At 73.3% G+C, this 14,236-nt stretch carries 12 protein-coding genes; 7 read left to right on the top strand and 5 right to left on the bottom strand.

The window, feature by feature from the left end; translation table 11 throughout:
- Positions 1–41: 41 nt before the first annotated feature.
- Entirely contained in the window at positions 42–773 is a 732-nt protein-coding gene (locus SM611_RS33895) for a GNAT family N-acetyltransferase (RefSeq protein ID WP_371954416.1), read from the bottom strand.
- Between the two features lie 23 nt (positions 774–796).
- On the opposite strand from SM611_RS33895, the gene SM611_RS33890 reads away from it, so the two are divergent.
- Positions 797–1,540 (top strand): YaaA family protein, encoded by a 744-nt coding sequence (locus SM611_RS33890; RefSeq protein ID WP_371954415.1) that lies wholly within the window; start codon positions 797–799, stop codon positions 1,538–1,540.
- A gap of 51 nt (positions 1,541–1,591) precedes the next feature.
- On the opposite strand, the gene SM611_RS33885 is transcribed toward SM611_RS33890, so the two are convergent.
- The 4 genes from SM611_RS33885 to SM611_RS33870 form a co-directional block, all read right to left on the bottom strand.
- Positions 1,592–2,617 carry a hypothetical protein gene (locus SM611_RS33885; protein WP_371954414.1) on the bottom strand — a complete coding sequence of 342 codons (1,026 nt, stop codon included), beginning with the start codon at positions 2,615–2,617 and terminating at the stop codon, positions 1,592–1,594.
- Positions 2,618–2,789: 172 nt separating this feature from the next.
- The gene (locus SM611_RS33880) at positions 2,790–4,466 is read right to left on the bottom strand and encodes an RNA polymerase sigma factor (RefSeq protein WP_371954413.1); all 1,677 of its coding nucleotides are present in this window, start codon (positions 4,464–4,466) and stop codon (positions 2,790–2,792) included.
- A gap of 253 nt (positions 4,467–4,719) precedes the next feature.
- Positions 4,720–6,855, bottom strand: a complete 2,136-nt coding sequence (locus SM611_RS33875; protein ID WP_371954412.1) for a SpoIIE family protein phosphatase — start codon at positions 6,853–6,855, stop codon at positions 4,720–4,722.
- 319 nt (positions 6,856–7,174) lie between these two features.
- Positions 7,175–7,765, bottom strand: coding sequence for an HhH-GPD-type base excision DNA repair protein (locus SM611_RS33870; protein ID WP_371954411.1), 591 nt, complete (start codon positions 7,763–7,765; stop codon positions 7,175–7,177).
- Between the two features lie 115 nt (positions 7,766–7,880).
- Between SM611_RS33870 and SM611_RS33865 the strand changes: the two genes are divergently transcribed.
- The 6 genes from SM611_RS33865 to SM611_RS33840 form a co-directional block, all read left to right on the top strand.
- The gene (locus SM611_RS33865) at positions 7,881–8,585 is read left to right on the top strand and encodes a molybdopterin-dependent oxidoreductase (protein ID WP_371954410.1); all 705 of its coding nucleotides are present in this window, start codon (positions 7,881–7,883) and stop codon (positions 8,583–8,585) included.
- Entirely contained in the window at positions 8,572–9,261 is a 690-nt protein-coding gene (locus tag SM611_RS33860; RefSeq protein WP_371954409.1) for a cytochrome b/b6 domain-containing protein, read from the top strand. Before SM611_RS33865 ends, SM611_RS33860 begins: the two co-directional genes overlap by 14 nt.
- A 141-nt stretch (positions 9,262–9,402) precedes the next feature.
- Entirely contained in the window at positions 9,403–9,651 is a 249-nt protein-coding gene (locus SM611_RS33855; protein ID WP_371954408.1) for a hypothetical protein, read from the top strand.
- A 191-nt stretch (positions 9,652–9,842) separates the two neighbouring features.
- A complete protein-coding gene (locus tag SM611_RS33850) occupies positions 9,843–11,381 on the top strand; it encodes a hypothetical protein (RefSeq protein WP_371954513.1) in 1,539 nt (512 codons plus the stop codon).
- Between the two features lie 108 nt (positions 11,382–11,489).
- Complete coding sequence (locus tag SM611_RS33845) at positions 11,490–12,974, top strand: SseB family protein (protein ID WP_371954407.1); 1,485 nt, start codon at positions 11,490–11,492, stop codon at positions 12,972–12,974.
- Between the two features lie 61 nt (positions 12,975–13,035).
- Positions 13,036–14,236: SseB family protein (locus SM611_RS33840; RefSeq protein ID WP_371954406.1), on the top strand; the 1,201-nt coding region annotated here is incomplete at its 3' end.

Raw genomic sequence — 14,236 nt, 5'->3', positions numbered from 1 at the left:
CGCGGCCTGCGGTGATGCGAATCACGCAATCGGCCGAATCGTCACCTGGCAGTGACATTCTTCACGCGGTAGTGATAGCCGCCGGCACGGACGAATCCCTCGGCCTCGTACATCGCGCGGGCCGGAGCGTTCCGCTCGACCACGACCAGGTACGCCCGTTCGCATCCCTGCTCGCGCCCCCAGCCGAGAAGCGACCGCAGGACGCGCCGTCCCAGGCCGCGCCTGCGCGCCTCGGGCGCGACGGCCATGGCGTACACGCCCAGCCACTCCCCCTGCGGGACCCCCCGGCCGACGGCGACGCCGTCCAGCGACGCGTAGCCCGCGGGCACACCGGTGAGGATCTTCTCCGCGACCGGCGGCCGGTGGTCGTACCCGCCGTCCACCGACCACCACAGGTCGAGCCACTCCTCGGACGGCGCCCCCGTGATCTCCACACCGTCCCGCTCGCGGGGCCCGGCCAGGTCCGTCATCATCGCGACCGTCGGATCGACCAGCTCGTAGCCCCGGCCCTCCAGGAACCCGTCGAGCCCTTCGGGCCGCGCGTGGGCATCCACCGAGAACACGGTCGGCAGGCCCAGCGCGGCGTAGCGGCCCTCGGCCCGCTCGACGGCCCGGTCCACGTCCCCCGGGTCGCCCAGGGGCAGGACGGAGTTGGCCCGCTTGGTCACCCCGTCGGCGTGGCGCAGCAGCCAGCCGCCAATATCCTGGGTCGACGGCGCCGGCCACGCCTCGGCGACGAGTTCGCCCAGCCGTGCCTCCAGAGACCGCGCCATCCGTCACCGCTTTCGGGGGGATCGTGCACATCCTGCTGCCACCGTCGGAGAAGAAGGCTACCGACGGGGACGGGCCGCCCCTCGACCTGGCCTCGCTGAGCTTCCCCGAGCTGAACCCGGTGCGCAGGCGCGTCCTGTCGGCCCTGACCAAGGCGTGCCGGCGCCGCGACGCGCCGGACGTGCTCGGCCTGCCGCCCGGCCAGGCGGACGACGCCCTCGCCCGCAACAAGGCGCTGCGCGCCGCGCCGACCCTGCCGGTCGCCCGGCTCTACACCGGCGTCCTCTACGACAACCTCGACCTCCCCGACCTGGACGCCGATGCCGCCGCCGCGCAGATCATCGTCTTCTCGGGCCTGTGGGGCGCGCTGAGGCTCACCGACCGCGTCCCGCCGTACCGGTTGGCCATGGCGGTGTCGCTGCCGCCTGCGGGCCGCCTGGGCACGCTGTGGCGTCCCGCGATGGGCAAGGCGCTCCGGCCGGACGGCGACCTGGTCGTGGACATGCGCTCCGGGCCCTACGCGGCCGCGTGGAAGCCCCCGCAGCCGGCCGTCGCCGTCCGCGTGTTCCGGGAGCGGCTCGCCGGCGGCGCCCCCGAACGGACGGTGGTCAGCCACATGGCCAAGGCCACCCGCGGGCGGATCGCCCACGACCTGCTCAAGGCGGGCGCGGCACCGCGCACCCCGGACGAACTCCTCAAGGCCGTCGCCGGCCTCGGCCACACGGCCGAGCTCAACGGCCCCAACCTCGACGTCGTCCTGCACGACTGAGAGAAGTCGTCCTGCACGACTGAGCGAGGATGCCGGCCCGCCTTGCCAGGGTCAGGCCGTGGCGACGTTCAGGTGCCGGCACGCCTTGACGTACTGGCCCACCTCGTCACCGCCCAGATACGTCCACGGCAGGCTGCTCGGCCGCCCCCGCGTCCGGAGGAGATGCTGCCGCGCCGGACGGCGCACGTCCGCGAGATGGAACGCGGCGCCGAAGAGGTTGTGCGCCTCGATCGCCCGGGGGTGGAGGCGGCGTCCCTCGAACCAGCACCTCGCGGCGTTGTCGACATCGCGGCGCTCCTCCGGCGAGAACCACGAGGACGCCCCCCGGATGATGCCCGAACGCTCCTGCACGAAGTACTCGAAATAGGCGAGCGGGATGAGCGCCGCCCTGGGGTCCTCGCTGGAAGCGCCGGCCATGACGCCGGTGGCGAAGCCGAACATCTCGTCCGTCAGGCCGCCCCACTGGGGGGACAGGCTCACAAGCCGCGCCACGTGCGCCCCGTACAGCGTGGGGCAGCGGCCGCTCGCCTGCGTCCACAGCGCGTCCTTCTCCTCACGGTCGAGGCCCAGGCCCAGCGCGTACCAGAGCATCGCCTCCCACGGGACGGGATCGTCCGGCCACAGGGACGCCGCCCGCATCAGCGGTTCACGGGCCGCCTGCATCGAGGTCGTGTACGTGGTGTAGCTCCCGGCCTGAACGGCCCGCGCACGCGCCTCCGGACGGATCCGCCACGCCTCCTCCAGCCGCGTCCGGCCGAGCCACAGCCAGAGGTCGGGATTGGAGGAGTCCTCGGCGACGAGGGCCTCGACGCCCCGGCTGAGGCCCACCGCGGCCTTGGCCAGCGCCTCCACGCGCACCGACCGGAGCTCCGGGTCGCCGCGGCTCTCCGCGAGCACGTGCACCGCGGGACGCGGGAACCGGGCCTGGACGGCGTCGACCGCCCGGTCCAGATCGGGATCGTGCCATGGACGACCGCCCACCACCTGGACGGCACGGGCGCGGCCCGGTGGGGGCTCCGCCGGGCCGCTCCGCTCCACCGAACGTTCGTGTGCCCGGTCGAGTTCTGCAAGTCCCATGCGCGCAGGCTAGGAACGCGCAAGACGGCGCACGCTACCTGGATGTTAAAAGAAGGTTACGCGCGAGGCACCGGGAGGCGCCCCGCGGAACAGCAGGGCCCCGTCCCCAACGGGACGAGGCCCTCAGTTCCGGATTCCGGCCGGTAGCCCGGTTCCGGTGCCGCGCTCGGTCTCAGTCCAGGTAGTCGCGCAGGACCTGGGAACGGGACGGGTGGCGCAGCTTCGACATGGTCTTGGACTCGATCTGCCGGATGCGCTCCCGCGTCACCCCGTACACCTTGCCGATCTCGTCCAGGGTCTTCGGCTGGCCGTCGGTGAGGCCGAACCGCATCGACACCACGCCGGCCTCGCGCTCGCTGAGCGTGTCCAGCACGGAGTGGAGCTGCTCCTGCAGCAGCGTGAAGCTGACCGCGTCGGCGGGGACGATGGCCTCGGAGTCCTCGATGAGGTCGCCGAACTCGCTGTCGCCGTCCTCGCCCAGCGGCGTGTGCAGGGAGATGGGCTCGCGGCCGTACTTCTGGACCTCGACGACCTTCTCCGGGGTCATGTCGAGCTCCTTGGCCAGTTCCTCCGGGGTGGGCTCGCGGCCCAGGTCCTGGAGCATCTGCCGCTGCACGCGGGCCAGCTTGTTGATGACCTCGACCATGTGCACCGGGATGCGGATGGTGCGGGCCTGGTCGGCCATCGCGCGGGTGATCGCCTGCCGGATCCACCAGGTGGCGTACGTGGAGAACTTGTAGCCCTTGGTGTAGTCGAACTTCTCGACCGCGCGGATCAGGCCGAGGTTGCCCTCCTGGATGAGGTCCAGGAACAGCATGCCGCGGCCGGTGTAGCGCTTGGCCAGCGAGACCACCAGGCGGAGGTTGGCCTCCAGCAGGTGGTTCTTGGCGCGGCGGCCGTCCTCGGCGATCCACTCGAAGTCCTCGAGGTCCTCCTCGGACATCGCCGGGCCGGACGCGGCGAGGCGCTCCTCGGCGAAGAGCCCGGCCTCGATGCGCTTGGCGAGCTCCACCTCCTGCTCGGCGTTGAGCAGCGGGACCTTGCCGATCTGCTTGAGGTAGTCCTTCACCGGGTCGGCGGTGGCGCCGGCGGCGGCGATCTGCTGGGCGGGCGCGTCCTCGTCGTCGTCGCCGAGGGTGAAGCCCTCCTCCTCGGCCGCGGGCGCACCCTCGGCGCCGGGCTTGCCGGCGGGCGCGGCGGCCTTCGCGGCGGGCGCGGCCGGGGCCGCCTCCTCCTCGTCGGCCTCGGGCTCCTCGACCTCGGCGGCCGTGTCGTCCTCGAGCTCGAGGTCGGCGAGGTCCTCGTCGAGGTCGACGTCGACCTCGTCGTCGACCTCCGGGTCGGCGCCCTTCTTGGCCGGCGCCGCCTTGGCGGCGGCGCCCTTGACCGCGGCCGCCTTGACGGCCGCGCCCTTCTTGGCCGGGACCGCCTTCTTGGCCTTGGCGCCCTTGGCGGGCGCGGCCTTCTTGGGCGGCGCGGGCTTGGCGGCGGCCGGGCGCGGCTCCGCGGCGGCCTCCTCCGGCGCGTCATCGCCGACGACGGCGGTCACCGTGTCGGGCTGCTCCTTGGCGGCGGCGGCGGTCTTGGGCCTGCGCGCCGCCGGCGTCGCGCGCTTGCGCGGACGCTTGGGCGCCGCGGAGTCGGCAGCGCTCACCATGACGGTCACACCCTCCTTGCTGAGGCTCCGCAGAATGCTGGAGGCCTTCGACACGGGGATGTCGGCCTCCTCGAACGTACGGCGTACGTCGTCGGCTTCGAGGTAACCCTGGGACCGTCCACGCTCGATCAGTTGCGCGATGACGTGATCGTGCAGATCCGACGCTTTCGAGGTCGAGCTAGCAGGCGACACAAATACCTCTCGAACGAACGTGTGGCTTGGTTGACCCAAGTGCCCTGTCGGGCCCGGCCTCACACTGGGTGGGACCACACACGGAGCGGACCACCGGTGCGGGACCGCAGCGTACCCGCTCTGTCTGGGTCAAGCATTTCTGGCACTGCTGCGCGTTCCGCCCTGAAGTCCTACCCGGTAACACTCCACCTTAGAGGGCGCGGGGCGGTCCTTCGAACGTGCTACTCCGTCTTCACGCGGTCTTGGGGCGTTTTCACGCTGGCTCGGGCGGGACGTGCAGGGCGAGTACGGTCACATCGTCCACCTGCTCGTATCCGGCAAGCATCCGATCGACCAGGAAGTCGACGAGTCTCTCGGGATCTCCTACCACTTCAGGTGGGGCGTCCGCCGCCACAGCGACGAGCTCGTCCAGCCCGGCGTCCACCCCACGCCTACGGTTCTCCACAAGTCCATCGGAATAGAACACCACAGTGTTGCCGGTCTCGATGGAAAAACTTGTCTGCTGCCTCTGGCTCGGCCAGCCGAGCGGCGTGCCCGGCTCCCGCGTGCTCACGCGCGCGGGCCTGTCGGGCGAGATCAGCAGGGGTGGCGGGTGGCCGGCGTTGCTGAACTCCCCGTGCCCGGTCTCGGGGTCGATGACCACGTACGCGACCGTGGTGAACTGCTCCTCGTCCTCGGTCGCGCTGAACAGCCGGTCGAGGCCGGCCAGGACCGCGGCGGGGCGCGCGTCGTTCAGCGCGAGCGCGCGCAGGGCGTTGCGGACGCGTCCCATTCCGGCCGCGGCGAGCACGCCCTTGCCCATGACGTCGCCCACGGCGACGGCGAGCCGGTCGTCGGGGAGGCGGAAGACGTCGTACCAGTCGCCGCCCACCTGGACGTGGCGCGTGGCGGGGTTGTACCGGGCGGCCAGCACCATGTTCGGCAGCTGCGGGAGGTCGCTCGGCAGGAGGCTCCGCTGGAGCTCCTCGGCCGTCTTGTGCTCGCGCTCGAACAGCAGGGCCCGCTCCACGGCCAGGGCGCACTGCCCGGCCAGCGCCTCCAGGAAGACCCGCTCCTCCTCGGTGATCTCCCTGGGGCGGGTGAACGAGAACCGGAGGGCGCCGATCGGGGCGCCCGCCGCGAGCAGCGGGAGGCCCACCCAGGCGCGCTCCTCGGTGTGCTGGGCGAACAGGTCGCGCTCGCCGTGGCCGAGTTGCAGGCGGAGGCTGTCGGGATGCTCGGCCAGGAACGGCCGGCTCTCACGGACCGCCACCGACATCACGGTCTGGTCGCTGACCTTGATGTCGTCGCGGGAGGCGGGGCCGGTCTCGGCCTCCGCGCCCGGCTGGGACGGCGCCACGATGCTCAGCCGCAGCTTGTCGTCGTCCAGCAGCGCCACGGCCGAGTAGTCGGCGCCGATGGCGGACCGCCCGACCTCGGTGATGACCTGGACGACCTGGGAGACGGTCAGCGCCTCGGCGAGCATCGAGGTGGCCTGCTGGAGGCGCGCGGTGCGCAGCGCCGCGGCGGACAGCTGCTCGGTCAGCCGGCCGCGCATCTCCTCGGCCTCGCGCTGACCGGTGACGTCGGTGTTGGCGCCGACCCACTCGATCACCGCGTCGCCCTGCCAGATGGGCACGGCCCTGACGTCGAAGTGCCGGTAGGTGCCGCTCTTGGTGCGGATCCGGTAGTTGGTCTCGAAGACCCGGTTCTCGTCGACGCACTCGTGCCAGGCGGACTCGATGCGGGGGCGGTCCTCGGGGTGGACCACCGACAGCCAGCCGCCGACCGCGTAGTCGTCCGGCGTCTGGCCGGTGATCGCGCGCCACTCCGGCGCGTCGTCGATCACGCCGCCGGCCGGGGCGGCGACCCACACCACCTGGGCGCTGGCCTCCACGAGCGATCGGTAGCGCTGCTCCTTGCGGCGGATGACCTCCTCGGCGCGGCGCCGCTCGGTCACGTCCAGGGCCGTCAGGACGACGCCCTGGTGCTCACCGCCGCCGTCCCTGGCCGGGAGCCAGGTGCACGCCAGGATGCGCTCCTCGACGGCCGTGGCGACGCCCTCGCCGGACGCCGCACCGGACGGTTCGCCCGCCGGGACGACCAGGTCGAGATCGCTGACCGGGCGGTCCTCGGCGATCACCTTCCGCAGCGCGGTCTCGAACGCCGCCGCCAGCGCCTCGGGCAGCACCTCCGACGGCCGGCGCTTGTGCAGCTCGCGCGCGGGCACGCCCAGCAGCGCGGCGAGCGCGTCGTTGGCCCTGCGGCAGCGCAGCTCGCGATCGAAGAACGCCAGCCCGCCGGGGGCCTCCTTCAGCAAGGTCGCGTACAGCGCGGCGTCGGACGCATCCATGGGCTGCCCCTCCACCCCTGAGACGCGGGGATGCGGGACGGACGTCTCGGTGCTCATGGACAACACCTCCGCCCCAGAGGGTCCCGTACCGCGCGGCAATTTTTCATCACTATGAGTGAATGGGAGCAGGCTAGCGCTCCCGCCTCCATCACAACACCGGTCGGAGTCAGGTATTCATCATCCCGATGGTTCGCCGTGTACGGAACCCCTGCTGAACATCCTTGTCCCTTCGGTCCCGGACGAACGCGTCGGATTCGGGCACCATCGCAGGGGGACGCGGGAGGCGGCCCGCCAGGACGGCAAGTAGGAGATGCTACGGCCCCCGGGCGTCACGGCGCGTCAACCTCCCCAGCCCGGTGTGTCTCGCACCCGGCGGCTACTTCGCGGCCTTGGCGGCCTTGGCGGCGGCCTTCTGCTCCTGCTTGAAGGCCCTGACCTCCGCCAGGGACTCCGGGCCGGTGATGTCGGCGACGGAGCGGTGCGAGCCCTCCTCGCCGTACACGCCGGCGGCCTCGCGCCAGCCCTCCGGCCGGACGCCGTACTGCTTCCCCAGCAGCGCCAGGAAGATCTGCGCCTTCTGCTTGCCGAACCCCGGCAGGCCGTTCAGGCGCCTGAACAGCTCCTTGCCGCTGTCGACGTCCTTCCACACCTTCTCGGCGTCCCCGTCGTAGTTGTCCACCAGGTACTGGCACAGCTGCTGGACGCGCTTGGCCATGGAGCCGGGGTAGCGGTGGACGGCGGGCTTCTCCGACAGCAGCGCGGCGAACCGCTCCGGGTCGCACGCGGCGATCTCGTGCGCGTCCAGGTCGCCGGAACCGAGCCGCTGCATGATCGTGTACGGGCCGGAGAAGGCCCACTCCATCGGGATCTGCTGGTCGAGCAGCATGCCCGTCAGCGCCGCCAGCGGGCTGCGGCCGAGCAGCTCGTCGGCTTCCGGACGCTGGGCGAGTCGAACCTTGGTGGACATGGGCCCAGCTTAGGGCGGCCCCGAGAGCCGTCAGAAGCCTCCCGAGATGTGTCAGAAGTCTTACGTGCGCCGCGGGGCGCTGGCGGCGGCGACCCCGCGGTGCTCGAATGAACGGGTGAACGGGCAGGAACGCGGAGAAGGCAGCCCCGTCGGGCGGCGGGTCGTCCTCGGGATGCTCGGCCTCGGCGCGGCGGGGGTCGCCGTGGGGGCGTCCGTCCAGGACAAGGTGAGCCGGACCCTGGCGCCGGTAGGACCGATCGGGGACGTCCTACCGGCGGCCGGCGGGTTCCGCTACTACTCCGTCACCGCCAGTGTGAAGCGGCACAGGGCCGCGACCCACCGGGTGACCGTTAGTGGCCTCGTCGACAGGCCCCAGGCGTTCCGGCTGGCCGATCTGGCGCGGCTGCCGCAGACCGTCCTGGATCGCGACTTCCAGTGCGTCACGGGCTGGCGTGTGCCGGACGTGCACTGGGTGGGGGTCGCCCTGCCCGACCTCCTCGACGCGGTCGGCGTGTCGCCGAAGGCCGGCGCCGTGCGGTTCACATCGTTCGACGGCGTCTACACCGAGTCGCTGACGCTGGAACAGGCGCGCCGCAGGGACGTCCTGGTGGCGACCCAGATGGACGGCAAGCCGGTGACCCACGACCACGGCGGGCCCACCCGGCTCTACGTGGCGCCCATGTACGGCTACAAGTCGCTGAAGTGGCTCAGCGGCATCGAACTGACCGACAAGGTGGAGCCCGGCTACTGGGAGAACCTCGGCTACGACGTGGACGCCTGGGTCGGACGGTCGAACGGGCGTGACGATGAGCCGACCTGACGGCTCCGGGTGGCTGGCGCGGTTCACGAGGGCGGAGCGCTCGATCCATCACGCGACCGCGCTGCTGATGCTCGCCTGCCTGGTCACCGCGGCGATGCTGTACCTGCCGATGCTGTCGACGCTGGTCGGCCGCAGGGAGATGGTCAAGACCGTCCACGTGTGGTGCGGTTTCGCGTTGCCGGTGCCCATCGTGCTCGGCCTGGCGTCGCGTGCGTTCAGGGCGGACCTCGGGCGGCTGAACAGGTTCGCTCCGCACGACTGGGAGTGGCTGAAGCGCGGCGATCGCAGGGCCGTGCGTGGTGGGCGCGGGATCCTGCCGGTGGGCAAGTTCAACGCCGGGCAGAAGCTCAACGCGGCGTTCACCGCGGGCGCGATCCTCGTCATGCTCGGCACCGGCGAGATCATGACGTTCCCCGGACCGTGGGGCGACCGGTGGCGGACCGGGGCCACCTTCGTCCACGACTGGCTCTTCCTCGTCGTCGCGGTGGTGACGGCCGGTCACCTCTGGGAGGCGCTGAGGGACCGCGGCGCGCTCACCGGGATGCTGACCGGGCGGGTCGGCCGGGACTGGGCGGCACGCCATCACGCCGCTTGGGCGGACACCGAACGGGCGGCCGGAGGACGGCCGGAGCGAGCCGGTCCAGAATTTGCCGAACGACCTCCCGGCACGTCTTGACTCTCCCCGCAAAAGCGCTGGAATGGGACATCGAGGCGGGGTTCCCACGGACGCTCCCACCGGGACAGGTCCGTACCGCGCTTCGTCTCGGCCGGCGGCGTCCCCGTCCGCCGGAATCCCGTGCGCGGAGGTGTGCGCAAGATGCCTGCACTGGCCGATCACAGAAGCGAGACGCGCGAGGCGCTCACCCGACGGCTCTGCGACGAGTTCGCCACCTTCCCGTCGGACGAGGTGCACCGCTGCGTGGCCGACGTCCAGGCGTGCATGGCCCACCTGGGGCTGGAGGCGACGCCCGCCAGAGTCGAACGGATGGCGCGCGAGCACCTCACCGGAGTGCTGAAATCGGAGCCGCCGTCCGGGCGCGCCTCCGATGCGGGGGTGGACGGCTGAGCGGTCACCGGAACCGGCGGTCCGGCCGGGGCGCTTGGCGGCGCGGTCTTCGGCCGTGTCCTGGACATCCTCCGCGCGGGATCTGAGAGGCTAGAAGCGTGAGTCCCCGCAGCCGCAACCGCTCCTCCGGGGACCCTGCCCGGGACGACGGCCCCAACCCCCCGGACGAGGTCTCGGCGATCTTCGACGGCATGCTCCAGCACGCCCGCGAACTGCTGGCCGTGCGCAGCCCCCTGGACGCGGAGCTGATCGTCAGCGAGATCCTCGGTTCCTGGTGGGGGCACCGGGTTCCCGGCGGCGACGTCGAGGAGGTCGTGGGCGAGGCCCTGGTCGACTACGCGGCGGCCGCGGGCACGCCCGCCGCACTGGCGCTGCTCACCGGGATGGCGTACATGGGCACCTCCAGGCAGGCGGCCAAGGCCGAGCGCGCGGCCCTGGAGCTGATGGCCGGCGGCGTCCCCCGCCCGGGGTGGGCCGACCACGTGGGCATGGTCGAGCCGGAGGGGTGCTTCGTCTCCCGGGACGTCTACGGCGACCAGGACTCCATCGTCTGCACCTACACCTACGGCGGCAGCGAGCGGCACGCCCTGGTCATCCTGGTCGACCGCACCAAGGCCGCGGCCGTCCAGCCGTCCGGCGACCCGTTCGCACCCGCCGCGCCGGGGGGACGCCCGCCGGTGAGCGGGATGGTCCGGGACGCGTGGGTCTCCTCACGGGTCGACACCCTGCTCGACCACTGCCGCCGCGAGGACCGCGACAACCCGCTCATGCGGTTCGAGGAGCTCGACCCGCGCGATACCAAGGCGCTGCTGAAGAGCGCCCTGGACTTCACCGACGCCCTCGACAACCCGCCGGTGAACGACGGCTTCGGCTCGTACCACGCGTTCGTCCGGGCGCGCGTGGACATCCTCCCGCCGGGCGGGCGGCTGCCCCAGCCGCCGGTGTACGGGCGCGACCGGCGCGCGACGATGGCGGCGCGGTTCCTCGCCTCGGACGAGGCGGAGGGGCTGTCCGACCTTTCGGCGGCGAGCCGGTGCGTGGACCGGATCATCGACTACGGCTGCACCCACGATTTCGGACGCCCGCTGCGGGTCTCCCCGGTCAAGTGCGAGATGTTCCTGCTCGACTGGCTTCCGAGAAAGGTTCTGCTTTCCCCGACGGAACAGGAAGCGGTCCCCCACGTGCTGGCCGCCTGGGTCCGGTGGGCGGGCAAGCGCACCGGCCTCCCCGAGGAGGGCGTCAGGGCCACCCTGGACGCCCTCTGGGACGCGACGGCGAAGTTCGCCGACGCGTACCGCGATCCGGCCGCTTTCGGCCTCGACCGCGACCTGGTCGCCCGGCTGCTGCCCGACGGCGACCTCGAAGCCCTCCCCCGCCGCGCGTTCGCCCTGCCCTTCCTGTCGGGCACCCACCGGCGGTCCGGGCGGCACGGGTTCGTCGACCTGTCGAAACTCGACCCGTCCGACCCCGGCGACCGCCGCGCGATCCTGGAGTTCGAGCACCCCGGCGCGGACGAGGCGCACCTCGACGCGCACGAACGGCTCGCGGAGCGGCTGTGGGAGGGCCGGCCCGCGCAGCTGTGGACCACCGCCCAGGCGCTGCTGGACGTCGGCTACGAACGCCATGAGATCCTGCACAGGCTCATCGACGTCCTCGACCGCTCGGGGGACGACCCGGACGCCCTCCGCGAGGCCCTGCGTGTACTTCGTCACGAACCTCCACCCGGGTGAACTCCTGGTTTGCGCGCGGCGGCCCCGGCGACAATCATCGGGACCCGGGCATGGTCTCGCGGGGTCCCGGGAGGCCCGGGGACCGGCCCCCGGTCGTAGGGAGTGATCTTGTTGGAGTGGTCCGAGTTCGCCCGGCGGCTGGGACGTGAGCTGGCGGGTCTCGAGCGCGACACGATCCTCATCGTGCGCGAGCGGGAGGAGAGCCGTCACTACGTCCAGGCCATGCGCGAGCCCGACCGGCTCTACGCCGAGGCCGTGAGCAACAACTTCCTCGACGGTCCGCTGCTCCTCACGCTGGCCGACGAGGAGGTCATGAGCGACGCGGGCTGGCGACCGCCCGCCGACCCCGCGCCGCGCAACTGGTGGACGGAGCTGCCGGAGGCGGGCGTCCCCGGCGGGATGCTGAGCGTGACGGACGGCGACTACTCGCGGCTGGCCGACGTGATGGTCACGGCCCTGCGCGACGTCCAGGGCGTCCGGCGCCCGTCCGACCTCGTGTACGAGTCGTTCCACCGGCACGGGACGGGCCTCATCGAACTGCTCGACTTCGGCATCGACGTCGCCGACCCGTCCCGCGTGAGCAAGCGGCGGGGCACGTCCGGGGGCGTCCTTCCCGGAGCGGGCCCTCTGACCGCGGTCCCGCCGACCGCGGGCGGCCCGATGCCGCCGTCGGCGGACGGGCTGCCCGGCGCGGACGCCGACCTCCTGGAGCCGCGCCTGGCGGAGGCCAAGGCGAACGGCGACAACACCGGCTACTTCAGGCTGCTGGAGGGCGCCGACCTGGTGCTCCCGGCGACCGCCTCCGCCGTGGAGGACCCCGACCGCGCCGAGTTCCCGACCATCACCATCGGCGGCGACACCTACGTCACCGTGTTCACCTCGCCCGGCGCCCTGGCGCGCACCGGCGACCGGCACCCGGGCCTGTACCGGCGCACGTCGTTCGCCCGGCTGGCGTCCGGCTGGCCGGATCCGGCGTGGCGGGTGGCGATCAACTGGGGCCTGCCCAGCGAGGTGCTGCTCGACTCGTCCGTCATCGGCCGGCTGACCGGCGGCCGGGACGTGCCGCCCGCCGCCGGCCTGGACGCGCCCAACCCGTACGGAACGGTCGACCCCCACGCGCTCTCGGGGCCGAACCCCGTCGCCGGCGGCTCGGTCCCCGGCCTGAACGGCGCGGGCCCCGATCCGAACGGCCTGCTCCCCGGGGCCGACGGCCCGTACGACGACTCGCACACGGCGGTCGACCCGTACTCGGCGGCCGACCTGAACGCGGCGCTGGAGGCGGGCACCGCCGAGCCGGAGGCCCGCGAACCGGCACCGGCCGCCGGGCCGCCGCTGGGCGCGCCGACGGACTGGCCCGCCGACCCGCCGCAGGACCGGCCGGCGGCCGCGCACGCGCCGGCCGATCCGCCGCCGAGCAGGGCTCCCGCGCCCGAGCCGCGGCCCGCGGGCGTCCCGATGCGGCCTCCCCACGGCACGCGCCTCTGGCGGGCCGGCGGCGACGGCGACGAGACTCCCCTCGCCGTGTACGACGCCATCGGCGGCGTCTGGGCGCAGGTGAGGGCCGACGCCGTTCCGGCTCCCTGGACGGAGTGACCCGCCGTTCGGCTACCGTCGAGTACCGACTCCTCCCCGCGGACGTGAAAGTGGATCCCGAGTGGACTGGAACGACTTCGCCAAACGGCTGACCCTGGAGCTTTCGCGGCTGCCGGTCAAGTCGTTCCTCATCGTGCAGGGGCCGAGCGGGCTGCCCTACGTGCAGGCGATGCGCTCGGAGGGCGTGCTGGACGCGGAGGCCGTCGGCAGCGCGTTCCTGCCCCGTCCGCTGGCCCCCCGCCAGGAGCGCCGGCTCAGGGCGCTCGGCTGGGAGCCCCCGGACGAGGAGGAGCGCAAGAACTGGTGGGACCGGTTCACCTGGCGCGACCGGGGCGGCCGCGCCTCCGCCGAGTACCTGGAGGCGTGCGCGCTGCTCGCGGGGCAGCTGGTCGGCGCCTTCCGCGACGTGTACGGAGTCGAGTCGCCGCTCGAACTCGTCTACCAGGCGAGCAAGGCGGGGCCGGACGGCGGGCCGCTGGCGCTGCCGGGCCTCGGCATCCCGCTGGCCGTGCCCGAGGACGAGGGCCGCGCCGCGTCCGCCGCGCGCAGCGCCCGGCCCTCCGGGTCCACCCTGGAGGCCGCCCTCACCGACGCCCGGGAACGCGGCGACCAGCACGGCTACCTGGAGCTCCTCGCGCGCGCGGTGCTGTACCTGCCCTCGCCGGGTGAGCCGGGGGCCGCCGGGCACCAGTTCGCCACGGCCCAGTTCGGGGACGGCACCTTCGTCCTGGCGTTCACCTCCCCCGAGGCCATGGACCGCTCCCTGCAGGGGCAGGCCGTCCACCACCGCGAGGCGTCGCTGGCGGAGCTCTCCCGGCGCTGGCCGCACCCCGAGTGGCAGCTCGCCGTCAACCCGGGGCTGCCCAGCGCCTGCTACCTGGACGCCAACGCGCTCCTCGAACCCGAGGAGCCCCGCAAGGCCGGGCCGACGCCGCCGGTCCCCACGGACGTCCACGTGGCGGGCCCGTCGACCCGCACCCGGACCCGCGGCGTCAAGCCGCCGCGCACCGGCTCCGCCGCCGGGCGGCGGGCGGCGAGGCCGCCGCAGAGCCCCGAACCGGCGCGGAGCCGGCCGGAGGCATCCCCCGCGGCCGCCGCGCCGCCACAGGCGCCCACAGACCCGCGCGGCGGATCCGCGCCGCCGCGCCCGCAGGCCCCCGCGGCGCGGCCCCCGGCCCCGCCCGCTCCCGCCGCGCCCGCGCCCGCCGCACCCGCCGCACCCGCTCCGGCTCCCGCTCGCGCGCCCGCACCGCAGGCCCCGG

The sequence above is a fragment of the Actinomadura monticuli genome, assembly GCF_041463655.1.
Lineage (GTDB): Bacteria > Actinomycetota > Actinomycetes > Streptosporangiales > Streptosporangiaceae > Spirillospora > Spirillospora monticuli.
This window is presented reverse-complemented; position numbering and strand designations above follow the sequence as displayed.

Coding starts and splice junctions, on each gene's coding strand:
- SM611_RS33875 (WP_371954412.1), bottom strand. CDS start 6,855: ATGAGCACCGAGACGTCCGTCCCGCATCCCCGCGTCTCAGGGGTGGAG.
- SM611_RS33885 (WP_371954414.1), bottom strand. CDS start 2,617: ATGGGACTTGCAGAACTCGACCGGGCACACGAACGTTCGGTGGAGCGG.
- SM611_RS33870 (WP_371954411.1), bottom strand. CDS start 7,765: ATGTCCACCAAGGTTCGACTCGCCCAGCGTCCGGAAGCCGACGAGCTG.
- SM611_RS33860 (WP_371954409.1), top strand. CDS start 8,572: ATGAGCCGACCTGACGGCTCCGGGTGGCTGGCGCGGTTCACGAGGGCG.
- SM611_RS33895 (WP_371954416.1), bottom strand. CDS start 773: ATGGCGCGGTCTCTGGAGGCACGGCTGGGCGAACTCGTCGCCGAGGCG.
- SM611_RS33850 (WP_371954513.1), top strand. CDS start 9,843: ATGCTCCAGCACGCCCGCGAACTGCTGGCCGTGCGCAGCCCCCTGGAC.
- SM611_RS33855 (WP_371954408.1), top strand. CDS start 9,403: ATGCCTGCACTGGCCGATCACAGAAGCGAGACGCGCGAGGCGCTCACC.